A 19,969-nucleotide genomic window follows, 5' to 3' on the forward strand; every position below is an offset into this window, starting at 1 on the left:
ACTAACAGTCGAATCAGTATTCCAAATTTTTACTTTTGGCGAATGTTTTTTACGGAATCAGCATGTCTTTATTGAATTATTTTTTCAAAGATAACAAACAAGGTTCCGCGTGCAGCATTAACCCTGACCCGATAACGGTCGAAACGCTGAAAACGTTGATTCCCATTCGTAGTTTACATACAGAAATGCTGGAGTCTTTCGCAACCGACCGGTACTCTGAGGTTTTTCCCGCCAACACTATCTTATTCAATCAAGGTGAACAAAACGACTCGGCTTATTTTTTATTGAAAGGAACGGTCATTATTTCCGACAGCGCCGGAAAAAATTATGAAGTCGAAGCCAATACCGCACGCGCTAAATTCCCCCTCTGTAGCGGTATCAAACACGCCTTGAATGTTATCGCTAAAACCGACGTAAGTCTATTGAGGGTTTCGCATAAAATCATGTGCGCATTGCCGCCCGCTTCCCATCATCCAGCGCCGCTTAACATACCGAAAGAATTAACCGATAATCGATTATTGCAAGCTTTTTCACAGTATTACCTAGAGGAGGAAATGGAAGTGCCGTCGCTGCCGGATATTGCTTTTAAACTGCGCAAAGCAATTCAAGCCGAAATTGGCGTGGCCGAAGCCGTTAAAATAATCCAACTGGATCCGGTCATGGCGGCGAAATTGATTCAAGTTGCAAACTGCCCGTTATATTTAACCGCTATTCCGGCTAAAACATGCTTCGAAGCAGTCAATAGAATCGGTTTAAAAGCAACCCAAAATTTAGTGATTTCTCTCAGTCTTAAACAAATATTTCATTCCCAGAATCCACTGATCAAAAAAATACTGGATAGGGTTTGGAGGCAAAGCATCTACATTTCCTGTATTTGCTACGTCTTAGCTAGCGAAACCAAAAAAGTCAATCCGGAAGAGGCTTTACTCGGGGGCTTGGTTTGCGATATAGGGATTGTTCCTTTCTTGAATTTTGCCGCTAACCTTCCGGAGGATTACTACAAGGAAGAGTCGCTTGAGCGTGTCATTCCCTTTATAAGAGGCCCCGTCAGCGCCTATATCTTGCGAGAATGGAGTTTTCCCGAAGAACTCTACGAAATACCTTTGTATGCCGACGATTGGTACCAACATCGCGGCAATCAGATTTCTCTAATCGATATCGTCGTATTATCAAGACTGCATAGTAAAATCGGCACACCGGAGATGGCTAATTTGCCGGAAATAACTTCCATACCAGCAGCAAGCAAACTGGATTTTATCCAACTCTCGCCGGAAAACTCGTTACATATTCTTCATGACGCGCAAACTAAAATTAACGAAGCCAAGCGAGCTTTTGCAATATAGATACTATGCTACTGAATTTATTTAAAAAAAGACCTATTCCAAAGCCTAAGCAAGCTCCCAAAAGGGAACAATCGATAACGGCTGAAATACAGCTTTCAAGAGAAAATCACTCAAGAAACAACATTAAACCGGTTAGAATTCCGGTTAATTTTCTTAAACGGTTAATGCCTTTAGGGCAACTGTTAACCGAAGAAGAGATACAGGCTTTAAAAATTCGCACCGAAAGTTTCGCCCCGGGGGCTGCCCTTTTCATTCGCGGTACCGAGGTCGATGCACTCGTTTATCTGTGCAAAGGTACGGTGTATTTAGAAACGGCCAGCGGTATTGGGCAAGAAATTAACGAAGCCATTCTAAAAGCATTGTTTCCATTATCGAGCGGGGATTTTCACCAGTTTACCGCCATCGCTAAATCGAATGTTACGGTCATCTATATTCCAAAAACCGTATTACTACTTAACCGTAACCCGATTAACCCGTTAAATGACCCGTTACTTGCCTCCGATTCGCTACAAAACAATCCATTTTTCCTCCGCTTTTACGAGCATTTTCAGCAACGCGATTTAAAAATTCCCAGCTTTCCCGATGTCGCTTTCAAGCTTAGGCGATCGGCAATGCAAGACATCGGCATTGCCGAAGTCGTCAAGATCGTCAACATGGATCCGTTTATCGCGGCAAAATTAATTCAAATCGTCAATAGCCCGGTATATCGAACACTCAACCCAATTACAAACTGTCATGATGCGGTTAATCGATTGGGGTTTAAAAATACCATGAACCTGGTTACAGCGATCAGCATGAAAAACCTGATAAAAAGCGAAAAACCTACGATTAAGAAACGTATTCAGGAAAATTGGGCACAAAGTATTAAGGTTTCTTGCATTAGCTATACGCTGGCAAACTTGACTCGCCAAGTCAACCCGGAAGAAGCCCTGCTGGCCGGACTGCTGCATAATATCGGCACCCTACCCATGTTAATGTTTGCCGACCAATTGCCGGAAAGTGCTTTCACAGTGAGTGATCTTGACCAATGCATCAAGACATTGCAAGGCCAAATTGGCTCAATCATTTTGGAAAGATGGGAGTTTCCTGATAATCTCAAAACAGTTCCGGTAAAAGTAAGCAACTGGTTCGATCATTCCGGCGAAGCCTTAAACCTAAGCGATATTGTGCTGTTGGCTAAATTCCATTTCTTATTGACACAGTATGAGTACAGGGTTGAACTGCCTTTAATCAATACTTTGCCGGCATTTCAAAAGCTGGATTCTCAATTATTGACACCTGAACAGTCACTGCAAATATTGCAAGATGCCAAACAACAAATTAACGAAACAATGAAATACTTTCTGGCTTGACGTATGCCCAATTGGTTTTTCCATTTAATCGGTCGTTTTACATCCAAGCCTTCCGAGTCTAAAAACGATCCACAGGAACATGTTGAAAACCGTCCCGTTACGGCTGCGGATCCTATTTTAGCCTGCGATAAACCTTTCAAAACAAGCCGCATAAAACAGCCAGTCGAAATACTCAAACAATTCGTGCCGATAAGAAATCTTAACGATGCAGCAATCGAGCTTTTGCAGCAACGGACAAACTGTTATCGGGCCGGAGCTACGATTTTCGTAAGGGGGCAAGGCAATAATGGCAAAGTGCTTTATTTGCACAAAGGAACACTCGAATTGACGCCGGACTGCGAAAGCATCTATCAAATGAGCGCCGATTCGCCGCTGTCGCATTTACCGATTAACAGCGGCAAAGTTATTGGCGCTACGGCAATCGCCAAAACCGATGTTGAGATCATCGAAGTCTCGGCAGAGCTCATTAAATTGTGGACTGAGCAAAGTAAAGCGGATGCAACGCACCTAGAACTGATCGATATCGACCTGCCTAAACAAATCGAAGATAACGTTTTTTTTGCCGACTTTTCCCGAATTTACCGCGAAAACAAGCTAACCTTGCCTTCTTTACCCGCAGTCGCTCTAAAGCTCAAGCAAGCGATGGAATTCGAGATTGATATCCGCGAAGCCGCTAAAATTATTCAAATCGACCCGCCAATCGCCACCAAGCTAGTCCAGATCGCCAACAGCCCTCTTTACTCTCCAATTTCGCCGGTCACCAATTGCCAGGAAGCGGTTACACGTCTTGGCTTAAACGCCACGCGTCAGCTAGTGATGGGCATCGGACTCAAGCAAATGTTTCGATGTCAAAACGAACACTTGCTTGCCGCCATGCAATCGCTTTGGAAAAACAGCCTTTACATTTCGAGCCTGAGTTTTATATTGGCCCAGGAAAGCGGCCGGGTTAACCCCGAAGACGCATTATTAGCGGGATTAATCAGCGATATCGGCATCATCCCTTTGCTTCATTTTGCCGAACAACACCCTGAGCACTATAAAAATCGCTCGGAACTGAATGAGGCAATCCCGGTTTTAAGAGCCCCAATAGGAAAATTAGTCTTGCATACCCTCGGTTTTTCTGAAGAACTTCAGCAAATTCCGCAACACGCCGAAGACTGGTATTATGACAGCGGCGATAATCTGACGCTGATCGACATTATCATACTGGCTAAATTACACAGCTATATCGGCATTCAACATGATAAAGAACTACCCTATATCAATTCGATTCCTGCATACACCAAATTGAACAACGGTAAATTGACGCCGGACTTTTCACTGCATATCCTGCACAAAGCGCGGCAGCGCATCGATGCGGCGATGCAAATTCTTTCTTGATCGATACCCAAAACACATGAACAACCCATTACTGACCGATAACACTTTGCCTCATTTCTCCGAAATTAAACCCGAACATGTCGTACCCGCCGTCGAAAAATTACTGTCAGACGCGCGCGCGACGGTCGATCGGCACCTCAAGGCCACCGACCAATATAGCTGGGAAAACTTGATCGAGCCGATCGAAAACGCCGAAGACAAGCTCAACAAAGCCTGGTCTCCAGTCAGCCATATGAATTCGGTGGTCAACAGCGAACAGCTTCGTGAGGCCTATAACGCTTGCTTACCGATGCTCAGCGATTATTCGACCGAAATGGGCCAAAACGAAGCTCTATTCAAAGCCTATCAAGCGATCGCACAAAGCGAGGAATTTCAAAGCCATGACAAGGCCCAGAAAAAAATCGTCGCCAATGCTTTGCGAGATTTTAAACTGTCCGGCATAGACTTGGAGCCGGCCAAGAAACAACGCTACAAAGAAATCAGCCAAGAACTATCGAAGCTGACTTCCCGCTTCGAAGAAAATCTGATGGATGCGACCAATGCCTGGAGCAAACTGATCACCGATAGCGATGACCTAGCCGGCCTACCGAAATCGGCATTGGTACAAGCCAAACAAACCGCTCAGGCCAATCAACAAAGCGGCTGGATGATTACGCTGCAATTTCCGTCATTCCAAGCCGTGATGACCTATGCCGACAGCCGTGCGTTGCGCCGCGAACATTACGAAGCCTTCGTCACGCGTGCATCCGATCTCGGACCGCACGCGGGACGCTGGGACAATAGCCAAATCATGGAACAAATTCTGGCGCTACGGCATGAAAAAGCACGCCTTTTAGGTTATGACAACTACGCCGAATTATCCCTGACCACCAAAATGGCCGACAGTCCCAACCAGGTCATCGGCTTTCTCGAGGACTTGGCCGATAAATCCTGGCGACAAGCGCGCAAAGATTTATTCGAACTGCGCGAATTCGCCGCGAAACACTACGGAATAAAAGACTTGCAGCCTTGGGATATCGGTTATTACTCGGAAAAAATGCGCCAGCATTTTTATCAACTTTCACAGGAAGAAGTGAAAACCTATTTTCCGATCGACCGGGTCTTGCCCGGCCTGTTCGCAATCGTCGAAAAACTCTACGGACTCGACATCAGCGAAATCGACAATTTCGACAGCTGGCACAAAGACGTCCGTTTCTATCAAATTCACGACCGCGACGGACAACTTCGCGGTCAGTTTTATACCGATCTCTATGCCCGCCCGAAAAAACGCGGCGGCGCCTGGATGGATGTCTGCGTTAGCCGCAAAAAATACCAAGGCGAAGTCCAAACGCCGGTCGCGTATCTAACCTGTAACTTCACTCCGCCGACGGGCGACGATCCTGCGTTATTGACCCACGACGAAGTGACGACGTTGTTTCACGAATTCGGACATGGGCTGCACCACATGCTGACCAAGGTTGACCATCTCGGCGTTTCCGGCATCAGCGGCGTCGAATGGGATGCGGTGGAGTTGCCGAGTCAGTTCATGGAAAACTGGTGCTGGGAAAAAGACGCGCTGGAATTGATTTCAGGCCATTATCAAACCGGTGACAAACTGCCGGACAGCCTATTCGATAAAATGCTCGCCGCGAAAAATTTTCAATCCGGCATGATGATGGTTCGGCAACTCGAATTCAGTCTATTCGACTTGAGAATCCATAAAGAATACGATCCGGCCAAGGGCGGGCGCATCTACGAAATTCTCGACCAAGTCAGAAAACAAGTCGCTGTGGTTACGCCGCCGCCGTTTAACCGCTTTGCGCACAGTTTTTCGCATATCTTCGCGGGGGGCTATGCGGCAGGCTATTACAGTTACAAATGGGCCGAAGTGCTATCCAGCGACGCCTTTTCGATGTTCGAAGAGCATGGTATCTTCAATGAAACCATCGGTCATGCATTTTTGACCAACATTCTCGAACAAGGCGGAAGCGACGACGCGATGGAATTGTTCATCCAATTTCGCGGACGGGAACCCGAAATCGACGCGCTGCTCAGACACAACGGAATCGCTGCATGAAGTATCACGACCTGCGCGATTTCATCGCGCAACTGGAAAAACAAGGCGAATTGAAGCGAATTCAATACCCGGCCGACCCGGTGCTCGAAATCACCGAAATATGTAATCGCACGCTACAACAAGAAGGACCTGCCCTGCTCTTCGAAAATCCGAAAGGTCATTCGATACCGCTGCTCGGCAACCTCTTCGGCACGCCGCATCGAGTCGCGATGGGCATGGGCGCCGATTCAGTCGAGTCCCTGCGCGAAATCGGCAAACTCTTAGCTTATTTAAAAGAACCGGAACCGCCGAAGGGTTTTCGTGATGCACTCGACAAAATCCCGGTATTTAAACAAGTATTGAACATGGCGCCGAAAATCGTTAAATCGCCGCCCTGCCAGGAAGTCGTGCTCGAAGGCGATGAAATCGACTTAGGCAACTATCCGATACAAACTTGCTGGCCCGAGGATGCCGCACCGTTAATAACTTGGGCCCTGGTGATAACCAAAGGCCCCTACAAGGAGCGTCAGAACCTGGGTATTTACCGGCAACAAGTCATCGCAAAGAACAAAGTCATCATGCGCTGGCTCGCGCATCGCGGCGGCGCTTTGGATTTCAAGGAATGGCAAGAAGCCCATCCCGGCGAACCGTTTCCGGTCGCGGTCGCGCTCGGCGCGGATCCCGCGACGATATTAGGCGCCGTCACGCCGATACCGGACAGCCTGTCCGAATACGCCTTCGCCGGGTTACTGCGCGGCAGCAAAACCGAACTTGCCGACTGCCTGTGCAATAACTTGCAAGTGCCGGCCAGCGCCGAAATCGTGTTGGAAGGTTTCATTTATCCAAACGAAACCGCGCCCGAAGGTCCTTACGGCGATCATACCGGCTATTACAACGAAGTCGACGAATTTCCGGTGTTTACGATCGAAAAAATTACACAGCGCCGGGATCCGATTTACCACAGCACCTACACCGGCAAACCGCCCGATGAACCGGCCGTGCTGGGCGTGGCATTAAACGAAGTTTTCGTGCCGATTCTGCAAAAACAATTTCCTGAAATCGTCGATTTCTACCTACCGCCCGAAGGTTGTTCTTATCGCTTGGCCGTCATCAGCATAAAGAAACAATACCCCGGCCACGCTAAACGCGTCATGCTTGGGCTTTGGTCGTTCCTGCGCCAATTCATGTACACAAAATTCGTCATCGTCGTCGACGACGACGTCAATCCGCGCGAATGGAAAGATGTCATCTGGGCGATGACCACACGCATGGATCCTACCCGAGATTTCACGCTGCTCGACAACACACCCATCGATTATCTCGATTTTGCCTCGCCGGTCTCCGGATTAGGCTCAAAAGCCGGTTTCGATGCCACCAATAAATGGCCCGGCGAAACCGACCGCGAATGGGGGCGGCCGATCGTGATGTCCAAGGAAATTATTCAGAAAGTGAATAGTATTTGGGAGGATTTGTTTTAATTGCCTTCCTGTGGGACGGGTTATTTAACCCGTCCCCAACGTTTCGGATTGGCCTAAGCGGTTTCGGCTTGCTTCGGCCACGGTTGAAATGTTTCGGCGTACAGGGAAGTATGCTTACCGAAAAGAATTTCAAGCCTGCACCACTATACCTTTCGCACTTCAAATTTCGGCAGTGCCTGAGGAGGCGCCAAGGTGTGCGACAAAGGCTTTGCCAGCATGGAGCTGGCATAGAGCCTACAGGGATGTATTCACGGCGTCCTTTGACGGACACCCTGGTGCCGAATTTTAATCTGCGATGGGTATACAAAATCCGAGCAGCGCAATTTGTTGTTATTGAACCCAATAGTGCAAAATTTGAGTAAAAGTACCATCTCCATTGTTAACTGACTCCATTTGCCCACTGATGCCAGAATATTGGCCTGTACCGCCAACAATCGCTATAGCTGACGTTCCTGTATCGAATTCACGCCCAGCCACCTGAATACTGCCGTTCTTCATGGTCAAGGTCCATTGACATTGGAAGCTATGGCCAACGCGCGTACGTATGCACATGCCGCTATTATTACCGATCCGTGAACCTTGTTCATCGAGTAAGGGTTGATCGAACGTCAAAATATCCCCCTCCGTATCTCCTAACTCTCCAATATCAAGCAGTTTAGCCTGATGCGTTCTCGCATCCGCGATGGTGATCAGTGTTTTGGGCATACAATGTGTGCAGGCTGTCATGCTTAAGATGCAGACCAATAAGATGAGGCGGTCTAAAGAGTCAAACATCTAATTTTCCTCGCGATTAATGTATCATCATCGTAGATCAAAATTCGGCAGTTTAGCCATGAAGCACATGAAATTCATCAAGCTTAGCGAGAAAGTCGACGTGTGCTATCAAATCTCCAAGGCGTAGCCTCCCCGCCGCGGATCGCCGATGCCGAAAAAACCGTCCGGTGAACTACTAACCGAATGCGTGCCTCCAAAGAATAGATTACGGCTGTTCCAGACTTTATAGTTCGAATAATGTTCAAGAAGCCGGGCGACCTCGTTATTATCAAAGCCCCCCTCTATGCTGAGCAACCCGGCTTCATGATGAATGCGCGGATGCCTGACAGCCAGGTCCAGCGGCATTTTAAAATCGATTATGTTAATTAATACTTGCAGTATTGCCGTACGGAGCCGATTGGAACCGCCCGATCCCAAAGCAATACGCCGTTTGTCCGAAAGCGTCACGATGCATGGCGCCATCATCGAGGTCATTCTTTGATTAGGTGGCCAATCATGAAAACCCTTGGGGTTGAGGTCTTTTTCGCCCAGCATGTTGTTGAGCAGAATGCCTGTGCCGGGGATGAACACGCAGGGTAAACGCATTAAAACTACATATAAAATCAAATGGTTATAATGCGTAGTATTTTCAGTAATTTCATAGCGGCAGCCTTTATTGCCACAAAATAAAAAACTAACAAATAAAATATTCTGCAAGCTTAGGTTGAATAGTCATAACATATTGATATGGCATTTATTTTAATGCGTTTGCCCTGGATGAACACGCCGCATCCTTCCCCGTTGCTGGTAGTAAGACTGGCGATATTGCCTAAACCGTCGATGACACTGATTTGCGTGGTTCCCCTAGAACAAAACGGAGCGGGTTTGATACGCGTTCGATAAGCTTCAACATTTTCCGGATCCAGAACATGCTCCCCCGGATGGTACGAGCTACCGTTCAGGTAGGAGTCGACGCGTGCCTTATTGGTCAGATCTTGAACCTGTGCCAATAAATCGAGATACGACGCCGTGCCGCAACGATAGCGGGACAGATCGAAAGATTGTAGCAATTGTAGTGCAAAGGCTATCAACGTGCCGCCTGAACTGGGAGCGGGATTGGTTTGCACGGTGGCGCCGCGATATTCGATCGACAACGGTTTTCGTTTGACCGTTCGATAATGCCTAAAATCTTCACTAGCAAGATGGCCGCCTTGTTCGGCGCAAAGCCGTGCGGCAGCGGCGGCGATGTCACCCTGATAGAAAAATGCTTCGCCCTCCCGAACCAGCACCTCGAGACAATCGGCAAAATCCGGCAGATATAATAATTCTCCTTGTTGCAGTAATTGGCCTTGGTGCATTTTGCTGCCGAAGGTATTGCTCGCTTCGGGATAACTCAGATAAATGGCCTTGACGATGTCGAAAATATAGGATTGAAAGGCATTCATAACGACGCCATTTCTTGCCAGTTCAATAGCGGGTTCGGCTAGAACCGTCATCGGTAGCGTACCGAGTTCCCGGTGAACCGCAAATAATCCTTTAACAGTACCGGGCGTCGCGACCGAACCCAAACCGATATGAAACTCCTGCCGAACTGTGCCGAAGTCTGCGGAAATCGGAAAAAAGTCCGTGTCATCGACGCTGCGCTTGGAGAGCGGCGTTTGAACAAAAAAATCATAGAGCACAGTGCCGCCGGGCGCGGTACGGGCCATCAAAAAACCGCCGCCGGCCAATGAGGATAACACCGGCTCAGCAACACAAGCCGCCAAATGCGCGGCAATCACCGCATCGAAAGCATTGCCTCCTTCGCCGAGAATATAAGCGGCTGCTTTTGCAGTTTGCTCATGACCTGCCGCCACCACACCCCTACTCTGCATTTTGTATCAGACTCCAATTCTTCCGTAACGGAAAAATAAGCATATCATGCTAATGCTATTCATCTCTTGACTTAAAACGATCCCTAAAGACGAGAGTCAGCCAGATCGTCAACGTTATGGTTGTAAAGACTGTCACCGCAAGTTCGATGATTTAACTCATACGATTTTCGCTGGACATCATCAACCGTTGAAAACCTGGATACTCTGCTTATACTTCATGGGGTTGAACATGTCGAATTCCGATATTGCGCGCGAACTAGACTTGAATGAATCGGACGCGCAACAAATGACACGCCAGTTGCGCTCCGGTATTGTGGCTAAAAAACCGACGGTGGTTCTAGAAGGCGAAGTGGAATGCGATGAAGTCTATGTGGTCTCAGGCCACAAAGGACAGCCCGCTAAAGTAAAAAAAAGGGCGTAAAGGTCGGCGTAACCGATTAAAAGGCGCGCGTGGACGCGGGACTTTGGCCAAGGAAAAGCCGCCAATATTCGGCATGATTCAGCGAGGCGGACAAGTCGTCATTCACATGGTCGAGAATGTTCAGCAAGCTACCATCAAACCTTAAGTGCAACAAACGATTGCTAGCGGTACATTGATCTATACCGATGAATACACGATTTATGATCGCCTTGAACAATGGGAATACATTCGAAAAAGTGTCTGCCATGGGGCCGGAGAGTATGCGCGCGACGAGGATGGCGATACTTTCACGAAGTCCATGTCAACACCATGGAAGGGCTCTGGTCTTTGTTACGCTCCTGGTTGCGACCTCATCGCGGTATCTCTCAAGAATATCTACCGCTCTATCTGGGCTTTTTTGAATTTATTCGTAACACAAAACGCGGCAAAGCGTTATTACAATCTCTGGTTGAATTGTTGGTGGCGTGAAACAGCTCCCCGGATTCCACTATGAGCCAAAGCTTTTTTACGTTACCTTTGTTTTACGATCACAACGGAAAACCCAGAAGAACCGACGGATAATTTTTTACATAATCTGATTTCTAATTGACGTTAAAACCGGATATTCATATTCGGCATCAAATCCCTCTAGCTCTTGGTCTCCTGAAATTACGTTAAACCAACCTGTAAAATCCGAATCGAGAGGAATAGTGTCTAATTTAAGTTGCATGCGCTCTTCTCCGTTATCCAGCTTCGAAATCACCAACATACCGCATGTGGTCCGACAGCGCATATCGGACGATTTGAAATGATTGGGCCGTTCATACACAATTTTTAATATACGTTTGTTATTCATAATAAAACTCCAGTTATGTATTATTACTAATAAATCTATGCCATTACCGTAAAATCGGATTTTTAGGCCGCCATTCTTTCTGCCGTTTCTGACGACTTCCGAACCATTGATGCAACACTTGTTATATCCGCTATTTCAAACAACGATAATACTTGATCGATATTCAAAATAATCACGAACCGACCTTTGATCTTACCCATGCCACCGATGAAGTCGGAACGGATATTAGCGCCGAATGAGGGAGCCGGTTCTATATCGGCCGGTAGAATCTCCAGGACCTCATTGACAGCATCAACCATAACGCCGATATCTTGTTTTTCGCCTTCTTCCGTATGAATTTCAACAATAATAATGCACGAACGGCGTGATACGCGGGCCTCAGGCATATTGAACCGGGCATTCAAATCGATAACAGGCACAACCGCGCCGCGCAAATTGATAACCCCTCGAATAAACGCAGGCATGCGAGGAATTTCAGTTAGCTGACCATATTGAATGATCTCTTTTATAGCCAATATCCCCATCGCAAAAGTATCGCCAGCAATCATGAATGTTAGATATTGATTCTGCTCAAGATCGACATCATGCGCTTGTTTCTTATTTCGATCGGCAACTTTTTCCATGATAACCTCCTAGAATCGGGCGTATTCGAATTCGTCATCCGCCAATTCCTCGTCTTGAGCTTCATTGACGATTTTTTTGGTCCGGCTCGAAACTTTATGCACTAATTTCAAATTCCCGCCAGCAGCCAAGCGATTTCCCGCAGATTGTTCGGTAATTTTGAAAAAGCTCATCAAATCGCCCAGTTGCGAAGATTTTGCCCCCAATTCTTCGGAAGTCGACGACAGCTCTTCCGCTGCGCTGGCGTTTTGCTGTGCCACTTGATTCAATTGACTAATCGCCGTATTAATCTGGCTCACACCGGCCGATTGCTCTTCGGATGCAGCTGCAATCTCCTGCACGAGGTCTGAAGTCTTCTGGATCGACGGCAGCATTTGATCGAGCAGTCCTCCTGCTTTCTCGGCAGTATCGACGCTTTTCCCTGCCAGTTCCCCGATTTCCTGTGCCGCGACCTGACTGCGCTCCGCTAAATTACGCACCTCGGCTGCAACAACAGCGAACCCCTTACCGTGCTCCCCGGCTCGCGCGGCTTCAATTGCCGCATTGAGCGCCAATAGATTGGTCTGATAAGCAATATCGTCGATGATGCCTATTTTCTCGGCAATACTTTTCATTGCCGTCACGGTCTGTTTTACGGCCCCCCCACCTTCTTCGGCTTCCTTAGCCGCTTTAGTTGCAATGCCGTCGGTAACTTTGGCATTCTCAGAGTTTTGATTGACCGATGCCGACATTTGTTCGATCGACGATGAGGTTTCCTCCACACTAGCCGCTTGCTCGCTAGCAGCCTGACTTAAGCTCTGCGCGGTTGCATTAACCTGCTCGGAAGCATTATTTAGCTCCTGAGTCGTCATATTGATCTCGGCAACAGTTTGAGACAAACGAGTCAGCGTATTATTCAACATGTCACGCAATTCCTTCAGTTTCCCTTTGTATTCGCCATCGACGGTTCGCGTCAAATTGCCTTTTTCCATCGCAGCCAACGATTGCATCACGTCGTTTACCGGACCTATCACCGAATCGAGCGTTTGATTTACGCCTTCGACTATCTTCCGGTAATCACCTAGGTGCTTCGATGCGTCGGCTCGCGCCTCCAAACGGCCATCAATGGCGGCTTCGGCCAACATCGCCGCATCTGCAACCATTCGATTGATTGCGTCAATACAGGTGTTCAAATTGTTTTTGATCGTATTGAAATCACCGTTATAACTGTCGGTAATCTTCGGAGGAACCTCGCCTTTGGCGATTTTATCGACGTAATCTGCCGCAACATTAAGCGGACCTATTACCGCATCGAGACAATTGTTGACCCCTTCGACAACTTTGCGATAGTCTCCTTGATATTGACTCGCATCGGCGCGAACCGACAACATGCCTTGTATTGCAGCCTGTTCGAGATTACTGGCCTCAGCCACCATTAAATTAATTGCTTCGATACAGGTATTCAGGTTATTTTTGATGACATTGAAATCCCCGTTGTAGGTCGCGGTAATCTTCGGCGGCATGTCGCCTTTCGAAATCCTGTCGACATAGTCGGCCGCAACGTTTAGCGGGCTGATTACCGCGTCGAGACAATTATTGACTCCCTCGACAACTTTGCGATAGTCTCCCTGATATTGACTTGCATCGGCGCGAACCGACAACATGCCTTGTATTGCGGCCTGTTCGAGATTGTTAGCCTCAGCCACCATTAAGTTAATTGCTTCGATACAGGTATTCAGGTTATTTTTGATGACATTGAAATCCCCGTTGTAGGTCGCGGTAATCTTCGGCGGCATATCGCCTTTCGAGATCCTGTCGACATAGTCGGCCGCAACGTTTAGCGGTCCGATTACCGCATCGAGACAATTATTGACGCCCTCGACGACTTTACGGTAGTCGCCTTGATAACGACTCGCATCTGCACGGGTCGACAGACGGCCTTCGATAGCGGCCTGTTCTAGATTGTTGGCTTCGGCGACCATTGTATCGATTGCTTCGATGCAGGTGTTCAAATTGTTCTTGATCGTATTGAAATCGCCTTTATAAGTATCGGTAATCTTCGGCGGCATATCGCCTTTCGAAATCCTATCGACATAATCGGCCGCAACATTAAGCGGACCGATTACCGCGTCGAGGCAGCCGTTGAATCCCTCGATAACTTCGCGAAAATCTCCGCTGTGTCGTTCGGTATCGGCCCGAGTTGAAAGCAACCCTTCGCGAGCCGATCGGGTCAACATCGAGGTGTCGTCGACCAGCAATCGAATCGCTTGCTGTATCCGCCCCATGCCATACAATAAACTGTTCGTATCGCCCGGCTTGCAATCAATTTTGCTGCTCAAATCGCCGCCAGATATTTTGTTGCCTATGTCATAAACCAGCGCCGGCTCGCCGCCCAACTGATTCATGACGCTACGGGTAATCGCTAAACCGAGCCATGCGGAAACAATCATCGAAACGACGATAATCACTGCCGTCAGTTGTAACATGAGCAGATAATTATCGGCCGACATACGATAGATTTCATCGGCCACATTCAATTGCAAGTCGATCAATTCGGCGACTTTATTACCGATTGGATCGATATTGGCGTAAAGCGGTCCGTCGAATTCTCTTAATTGCCCTTCAATGAGTCCCGATTGGCGTTCCAATAGTGACTCCAATCGCTGAATATCGCTATTGGCTGCCTCGAACAACTTGCCTGCTTGTTCGGCCAAGCGTTCTTCCTCGTCCGTCAGACGCGTGGCCGTGTAGGCCTTCCATTCACGGCCAATTTGTCGACTAGCATTACGAATACTCTGTAAAGCTTCTTCGGCACTCATTAATCCGGCATTAGTCTTATTGACCGCATCAATAACATTGATCGCATAGGCATCGGCGATTGCCTTAAGCCCTTTTAAGGGAACCACCCTATCTTCGTATATCGTTCCCATCTCTTGATTGGCCGATTTTAAGTTCATCGCACCATACACACCGCTAAGCAATAAGCAAAACAATGCAACGAAATAACCCAAACCGATCCGGGTGCCCAATTTCATAGTAGTAAACATAAACAATCTCCTTCGAGCTATTTTTCAGACTCGATTGTTGCACAACGCAGAGCCGTACATTAGTCCGTCTTCGTTCAATATCAATGCACGGTATCCTCCTCGCGTTCATGCTCAAGAACAATTTGCCGCATCAACCCCGGCACGTCTAAAACCAATGCGACATCCCCGCCACCCAGTATCGTAAAGCCGCTAATACCTTGGACTTTCTCTAACATTTTCCCCATCGGTTTAATCACCGTTTGAAATTCGCCCATCAATTTTTCTACGACTAAACCGAATTTTTCGCCTGCATAATTCAAAACAACGACGTTGCGCTGTTTGCCGATCTTGCCCGATATTCCGAAATGTTCATGCAATCTCAGATACGGCATCACCTCGCCGCGCAGATTCAAATAACGCTTGTCGTCTCCGACCTCTTGATTCCAGGCGGCTAGCTCTATACATTCGACAACCATGTCGAGGGGTAAAACATAGGTCGCGTTGCCGATGCCGACTAAAAAACCGTCGATTATAGCCAACGTCAACGGTAATCGAATCTTGACTGAGGTTCCCTCTCCTAGCCGGCTCGACAATTCAACGCTACCGCGTAAATCGACGATATTGCGCCGAACGACATCCATCCCGACTCCGCGGCCCGATAAATTACTGACTTCCTTAGCCGTCGAGAATCCGGCCTCGAATACCAAATTGAAAACTTCATGATCGCTCATTGATTGGCCTTCGCTAACTAAGCCTTTCTCGACCGCTTTCGCCAGAATGACATCCCGATCCAACCCACCGCCGTCGTCCTCAACTTCGATTACGATACTGCCCGACTCATGATAGGCACCGAGTCTGACCGTACCTTTATCGGGCTTACCTCTATCCCTACGCAGCTCAAACGGCTCAATGCCGTGATCGATTGCGTTTCTGACTAAATGCATCAACGGGTCGGCAATGCGCTCAACGACCGTTTTGTCTAACTCGGTTTCAGCGCCTTCGACAATTAATTCGATATCTTTACCGAGCTCTTGACTTACGTCGCGAACGACGCGCTGAAAACGATTGAAAATCGTACCGATTTGCACCATTCGCAAATTTAATGCGGTATTTCGTACCTCCTCGACCAATCGAGAAAGAATCGAAGTCGATTCCCGCAATTCGGCGACGCCAATTTTTCGGGCCACCATGCTTGTACTCGCGCCGGCGATGATCAATTCGCCGATCAGATCGATCAATCGATCCAGCTTGACCGAGTCCACACGTATAAAGCGATTTTCTCCGTTCTTTGCGACGGTCGTCGCATTGCGTTCCGATGGATTCGATTTAGGCGCGGGTGGACTTGCTTCGATATCGCTTCTAGATACCTGAGTTCTATCGGCTGCACTTACCCGCTGTATTTCCGAAAGCGCGGTTCGACATTCTTCTTGAGTCAACGAACCGCACTTCCGGATAGATTCGGCGACCCGCTCGTTCGATTCCGGCAATATTGTTATCAACTCAATATATTCGGAAATATCGGCATGCGGCGGTATCAGTCTAATCTGACTACCATCGCGAATGAAGTCGAACGTACTATCGATCGCCGACCGCTCGGCTCGGCTCTTGAAACTGAGTTCATATCCCAAATAACTGATTTCAGGATCCATTTTCTCTTCTGAAGGAATCGCGTCCGGAACCGTGCAAACATGGTCGATATCGCCGTAAGTGGACAAATAACGCAGAAACGAAAACGGTTCCATGCCGTTTTTCAATATATCAGGAGCAAACCGTAACGAAATATGCCAATTTTCTGAACGAACCGGCCGCTGATCACAGTTTGTCCGGTTTGGGGCAACCGACGTATCTTCGTTTGGTTTAGTCGGCATTGATTCATCGCTACCAAGATGACATTTCAATTGCTCGACGAGCCGGTCGCCTTTCTCGCGCAACTCGTCGCTGACATTACCAGGTTCGGGGGTCATGTCTTCAAGCAAATCGGCGATATGATCGCGGCTATACATCAACAATGCGATCAGATCGGAAGTCAGCTCGAGTTCCGCCGTCCTAACCCTATCCAGCAAACTTTCGACAACATGGGTAAACGAAACTATGTGATCAAACCCAAACAAACCGGCCGATCCTTTGATCGTATGCGCCGCCCTAAACAGTACATTGACGATTTCAGAAATTTCTTCGGATTGCTCGGACAGTATCAAAGCTTCTTCCATTTGAGTCAGTAAGTCGCTGCTTTCTTCAATAAAAGTCTGTAACGCTTCATCCAGATTCATGCCTCCTCCTCGGCTTCGATACCGTTCATTCCAAACGCTTCTTGCAGGGAACACAAAAACACGACTTCGTCGAATGCCGGACTCGATGCGACAATACGGATACATTTATTTTTGGTCGCAGCGTCCCTGAACATCAGCAATAGTAACTGGACTCCCGACGAATCGATTTCGCCGACACGGGACAAATCGATAGCGAGCGTTTCGGATTCATGCAGTCTCTGCATCAACCGGCCTTTGAGTTCGGCCGCTGTATAAATCGTCATCTCACCATCTAAACTCAGACGATTATTTTCGGGATCGTAATCGAACCGAATATTCATGACATGAACTCCTACGACATAATCAATTTCGAAACGGCCGCAATCATCTGCTCGGGTTGAAACGGCTTGACTACCCAAGCTCTCGCACCAGCGGCTTGACCTTCCTGCTTTTTCGCCTGCATACTTTCGGTTGTCAGCATGATTACCGGAATGAATTTTGTTTCCGGAATTTTTTTTAGCTCCTTTACAAAAGAAATACCGTCCATTTTCGGCATGTTGACATCGCTGATAATCAAATGAACTCGCTGCCCGCTAACTTTCGCCAGTCCGTCTTGACCATCGCAGGCTTCGATAACCTGATAACCCGCCCCCTTCAGAGCAATGCTGACAACTTGCCTAATAGATGCTGAATCGTCGACGATCATGACCGTTTTACTCATAGTGCTATCTCCTCAAAAAAAGGTAATTTCCGTCGGCTTAGTTGTTACTGTTTGCTTCGAACCGTATCCCGATTTAACGTGATGCATCACGCGTTGCTCGTGCATCGTATAAGCACAGGACAACTCGTTAAGCCACGAATCGGCATCGATCTCCGTCTGTGCATACCCGTTCGGATGCGAGTCTCGCTCAAGTAAATAACCTTCCAGCTTGTTCAAATCGGTACATACATGATCGAGCATTTGCCCGACTCGATCCTGAAACTGCAAATCAATCAAGACGTTCGAAATTTCATCCTTGATTTGACATCCTTCTTTTTGGAGTACGATACAAGTATCGGACAATGACGACACAACCCCTTGAAAGCCCTCCAATACATGTTGCATTGCATTCTCGGCGTTACGAATGATGACAGCGTCTTCGATGGAATAATGCTCTGATGCATCGAATACGGATTTGATGGCGGCATTAACTAACTCCACTTTTTCAGTAATATGACGCCCCGCATCCCCCGATAACATCGACAGCTTTCTAACTTCATCGGCGACTACAGCAAATCCGCGACCGTGCTCTCCGGCACGTGAGGCTTCAATTGATGCATTAAGTGCCAGTAAATTTGTCTGTCCGGCAATATCTCTAATGCTCGCGGCCATTGCTTTCAATTCGACGGTAAATTTCGTTAACTCGGTTATCTGGCTAAACAAGGCCTCTCGTAGATTGAGCGCACTTTTAAACGAATCGATGATATCGCCAAGAGTCGTTTCGCTTTCCTTAAGCACTTGCAAAATACCACTTGTCTCTCCTTGTCCGGTCGTTTCAACCGAAGTAGAAACAGTCGATTCGATTCTTTCCACTAATTCGGAAAAACGCTTCGCCAAGCCGCTGATCGACTCTTCGGTATGCCGCCTAGCCAAATCGATTTGCCGAGACCAAACCGGAAGCACATTTTCACATAACTTATCAAGTCCTTTGACCGTCTCAGCTTCGAGCGCTTTTCTTTTCGATTCCTGCTGAGCACGTTCGGCTTGTACGGCATGTTCTATCGATGCGCAGGCTTTATTCGCAGACACGTGAGACAAATATAACGATACAACGGTTAATGCAAGTACAGGATCCACCACTTCGCCACGATCGAAGAACAAGATAAATACACACCCAAGCAAGCCGGTAAATGCAGTCGGCCACGCATGATGAAAGATTCGTCCCATAAATGTTTCGTTTTGCATAATCTTGTCACTCGGCAGGCAAACTCATGTCTTTCGACATCTTGATCAAAGGTAATGTAAATACTCTATCCGCTCTTAATGCACTTCAGACGTCAACTACCGCTTACTGCTCAATAGCTATTGAACCATTGCAAAATCCGGCTAACGAACGATAGCAATACGTAAAGATTAGCGTGCAGATTATCAAATATCTATTAACTCCTACTATAGGCGGCCGCTGATTTTAATATCGGAATTTAAAAATATGGCACTCGGAATTTTCTTAGGTTTTGGTGATAAATGTTGGTTTTACGGCATCCTGTCAAGCGAGTGACCGAACTATCAACAAAGCTCATAGCTCCAGGACGTTATTGATCACGAAATCCTTATGCTTTAAAAAATAAGTACGCAAAAACTGACTTAAAAATCAGAAATTACCGATTCTTTCAAACCAAGAGCACTGATAGGATAAAAACGTAATTGAATAAGCACCCGGCGTTTTCATACTACTGTCTTACCACTTTCGGCGTCGTAGTATCCGGCCAAAGGATGCCACATGAAGTATCTATAAGGCTCTTTGCTCCTCCTCACCTAACGTTGAAAGAGGTACTGCCAAAGTCTTTACGAACACCAAAATTGACGTGCAGTATGCGACGCAGAACAGAAAAAACTAAATTTTCTGCATTCATTACATCCTTA

The 19,969-nt window shown here is 47.4% G+C and carries 16 protein-coding genes and 1 pseudogene; 7 read left to right on the top strand and 10 right to left on the bottom strand.

Annotated elements, in window-relative coordinates:
• The first annotated feature begins 62 nt into the window (after nucleotides 1–62).
• The 5 genes from EQU24_RS10465 (at nucleotide 63) to ubiD (ending at nucleotide 7,588) form a co-directional block, all read left to right on the top strand.
• A complete protein-coding gene (locus tag EQU24_RS10465) occupies nucleotides 63–1,343 on the top strand; it encodes an HDOD domain-containing protein (protein ID WP_017839556.1) in 1,281 nt (426 codons plus the stop codon).
• Nucleotides 1,344–1,507: 164 nt separating this feature from the next.
• Nucleotides 1,508–2,695 carry an HDOD domain-containing protein gene (locus EQU24_RS10470; protein ID WP_235726380.1) on the top strand — a complete coding sequence of 396 codons (1,188 nt, stop codon included), beginning with the start codon at nucleotides 1,508–1,510 and terminating at the stop codon, nucleotides 2,693–2,695.
• 3 nt (nucleotides 2,696–2,698) lie between these two features.
• Nucleotides 2,699–4,075 carry an HDOD domain-containing protein gene (locus tag EQU24_RS10475; protein WP_017839554.1) on the top strand — a complete coding sequence of 459 codons (1,377 nt, stop codon included), beginning with the start codon at nucleotides 2,699–2,701 and terminating at the stop codon, nucleotides 4,073–4,075.
• A 16-nt stretch (nucleotides 4,076–4,091) separates the two neighbouring features.
• Nucleotides 4,092–6,131 carry an oligopeptidase A gene (gene prlC / locus EQU24_RS10480; protein ID WP_017839553.1) on the top strand — a complete coding sequence of 680 codons (2,040 nt, stop codon included), beginning with the start codon at nucleotides 4,092–4,094 and terminating at the stop codon, nucleotides 6,129–6,131.
• On the top strand, nucleotides 6,128–7,588 hold the full coding sequence (ubiD, locus tag EQU24_RS10485; RefSeq protein ID WP_017839552.1) for a 4-hydroxy-3-polyprenylbenzoate decarboxylase: 1,461 nt from the start codon (nucleotides 6,128–6,130) through the stop codon (nucleotides 7,586–7,588). The genes prlC and ubiD overlap by 4 nt, the downstream gene beginning before the upstream one ends.
• Nucleotides 7,589–7,918: 330 nt before the next feature.
• On the opposite strand, the gene EQU24_RS10495 is transcribed toward ubiD, so the two are convergent.
• The 3 genes from EQU24_RS10495 to EQU24_RS10505 all read right to left on the bottom strand — a co-directional run bounded on the left by EQU24_RS10495 (nucleotide 7,919) and on the right by EQU24_RS10505 (nucleotide 10,215).
• A complete protein-coding gene (locus tag EQU24_RS10495; RefSeq protein WP_017839551.1) occupies nucleotides 7,919–8,362 on the bottom strand; it encodes a dirigent protein in 444 nt (147 codons plus the stop codon).
• 108 nt (nucleotides 8,363–8,470) lie between these two features.
• Nucleotides 8,471–8,947: a gamma-glutamyltransferase gene (locus tag EQU24_RS10500; RefSeq protein ID WP_138767146.1), complete on the bottom strand. Its 477-nt coding sequence runs from the start codon at nucleotides 8,945–8,947 to the stop codon at nucleotides 8,471–8,473.
• Nucleotides 8,948–9,060: 113 nt separating this feature from the next.
• Nucleotides 9,061–10,215: a gamma-glutamyltransferase gene (locus EQU24_RS10505; protein ID WP_083877625.1), complete on the bottom strand. Its 1,155-nt coding sequence runs from the start codon at nucleotides 10,213–10,215 to the stop codon at nucleotides 9,061–9,063.
• A gap of 229 nt (nucleotides 10,216–10,444) precedes the next feature.
• On the opposite strand from EQU24_RS10505, the gene EQU24_RS22950 reads away from it, so the two are divergent.
• Nucleotides 10,445–10,636 carry a hypothetical protein gene (locus EQU24_RS22950; RefSeq protein ID WP_017839550.1) on the top strand — a complete coding sequence of 64 codons (192 nt, stop codon included), beginning with the start codon at nucleotides 10,445–10,447 and terminating at the stop codon, nucleotides 10,634–10,636.
• Nucleotides 10,637–10,781: 145 nt separating this feature from the next.
• On the top strand, nucleotides 10,782–11,129 hold the full coding sequence (locus tag EQU24_RS22955) for a transposase (protein ID WP_235726379.1): 348 nt from the start codon (nucleotides 10,782–10,784) through the stop codon (nucleotides 11,127–11,129).
• A 72-nt stretch (nucleotides 11,130–11,201) separates the two neighbouring features.
• On the opposite strand, the gene EQU24_RS10515 is transcribed toward EQU24_RS22955, so the two are convergent.
• From EQU24_RS10515 to EQU24_RS23455, 7 genes and pseudogenes are all read right to left on the bottom strand, one after another.
• The gene (locus EQU24_RS10515; RefSeq protein WP_014148531.1) at nucleotides 11,202–11,471 is read right to left on the bottom strand and encodes a hypothetical protein; all 270 of its coding nucleotides are present in this window, start codon (nucleotides 11,469–11,471) and stop codon (nucleotides 11,202–11,204) included.
• A 62-nt stretch (nucleotides 11,472–11,533) separates the two neighbouring features.
• The gene (locus EQU24_RS10520) at nucleotides 11,534–12,094 is read right to left on the bottom strand and encodes a chemotaxis protein CheW (RefSeq protein ID WP_017839547.1); all 561 of its coding nucleotides are present in this window, start codon (nucleotides 12,092–12,094) and stop codon (nucleotides 11,534–11,536) included.
• Between the two features lie 9 nt (nucleotides 12,095–12,103).
• Nucleotides 12,104–15,118, bottom strand: coding sequence for a methyl-accepting chemotaxis protein (locus EQU24_RS10525; protein ID WP_083877624.1), 3,015 nt, complete (start codon nucleotides 15,116–15,118; stop codon nucleotides 12,104–12,106).
• Nucleotides 15,119–15,198: 80 nt separating this feature from the next.
• A complete protein-coding gene (locus EQU24_RS10530) occupies nucleotides 15,199–17,367 on the bottom strand; it encodes a chemotaxis protein CheA (RefSeq protein WP_017839545.1) in 2,169 nt (722 codons plus the stop codon).
• Nucleotides 17,364–17,687 carry an STAS domain-containing protein gene (locus tag EQU24_RS10535; RefSeq protein ID WP_017839544.1) on the bottom strand — a complete coding sequence of 108 codons (324 nt, stop codon included), beginning with the start codon at nucleotides 17,685–17,687 and terminating at the stop codon, nucleotides 17,364–17,366. The genes EQU24_RS10530 and EQU24_RS10535 overlap by 4 nt, the downstream gene beginning before the upstream one ends.
• Nucleotides 17,688–17,698: 11 nt before the next feature.
• Nucleotides 17,699–18,067: a response regulator gene (locus EQU24_RS10540; RefSeq protein WP_017839543.1), complete on the bottom strand. Its 369-nt coding sequence runs from the start codon at nucleotides 18,065–18,067 to the stop codon at nucleotides 17,699–17,701.
• Nucleotides 18,068–18,079: 12 nt separating this feature from the next.
• A pseudogene (locus EQU24_RS23455) lies at nucleotides 18,080–18,709 on the bottom strand (methyl-accepting chemotaxis protein); the annotation flags it as partial.
• Between the last annotated feature and the right edge of the window lie 1,260 nt (nucleotides 18,710–19,969).

Origin of the sequence: Methylotuvimicrobium buryatense (assembly GCF_005931095.1) — a bacterium.
GTDB lineage: Bacteria > Pseudomonadota > Gammaproteobacteria > Methylococcales > Methylomonadaceae > Methylotuvimicrobium > Methylotuvimicrobium buryatense.

Excerpts from the sequence above, each read along its gene's own strand:
- prlC (WP_017839553.1), top strand. The coding sequence starts at position 4,092 with ATGAACAACCCATTACTGACCGATAACACTTTGCCTCATTTCTCCGAA.
- EQU24_RS10530 (WP_017839545.1), bottom strand. The coding sequence starts at position 17,367 with ATGAATCTGGATGAAGCGTTACAGACTTTTATTGAAGAAAGCAGCGAC.
- EQU24_RS10535 (WP_017839544.1), bottom strand. The coding sequence starts at position 17,687 with ATGAATATTCGGTTCGATTACGATCCCGAAAATAATCGTCTGAGTTTA.
- EQU24_RS10470 (WP_235726380.1), top strand. The coding sequence starts at position 1,508 with ATGCCTTTAGGGCAACTGTTAACCGAAGAAGAGATACAGGCTTTAAAA.
- EQU24_RS10495 (WP_017839551.1), bottom strand. The coding sequence starts at position 8,362 with ATGTTTGACTCTTTAGACCGCCTCATCTTATTGGTCTGCATCTTAAGC.
- EQU24_RS22950 (WP_017839550.1), top strand. The coding sequence starts at position 10,445 with ATGTCGAATTCCGATATTGCGCGCGAACTAGACTTGAATGAATCGGAC.
- EQU24_RS10515 (WP_014148531.1), bottom strand. The coding sequence starts at position 11,471 with ATGAATAACAAACGTATATTAAAAATTGTGTATGAACGGCCCAATCAT.
- EQU24_RS10465 (WP_017839556.1), top strand. The coding sequence starts at position 63 with ATGTCTTTATTGAATTATTTTTTCAAAGATAACAAACAAGGTTCCGCG.
- EQU24_RS10500 (WP_138767146.1), bottom strand. The coding sequence starts at position 8,947 with ATGCGTTTACCCTGCGTGTTCATCCCCGGCACAGGCATTCTGCTCAAC.
- EQU24_RS10475 (WP_017839554.1), top strand. The coding sequence starts at position 2,699 with ATGCCCAATTGGTTTTTCCATTTAATCGGTCGTTTTACATCCAAGCCT.
- EQU24_RS10520 (WP_017839547.1), bottom strand. The coding sequence starts at position 12,094 with ATGGAAAAAGTTGCCGATCGAAATAAGAAACAAGCGCATGATGTCGAT.
- EQU24_RS10525 (WP_083877624.1), bottom strand. The coding sequence starts at position 15,118 with ATGTTTACTACTATGAAATTGGGCACCCGGATCGGTTTGGGTTATTTC.
- EQU24_RS10505 (WP_083877625.1), bottom strand. The coding sequence starts at position 10,215 with ATGCAGAGTAGGGGTGTGGTGGCGGCAGGTCATGAGCAAACTGCAAAA.
- ubiD (WP_017839552.1), top strand. The coding sequence starts at position 6,128 with ATGAAGTATCACGACCTGCGCGATTTCATCGCGCAACTGGAAAAACAA.
- EQU24_RS10540 (WP_017839543.1), bottom strand. The coding sequence starts at position 18,067 with ATGAGTAAAACGGTCATGATCGTCGACGATTCAGCATCTATTAGGCAA.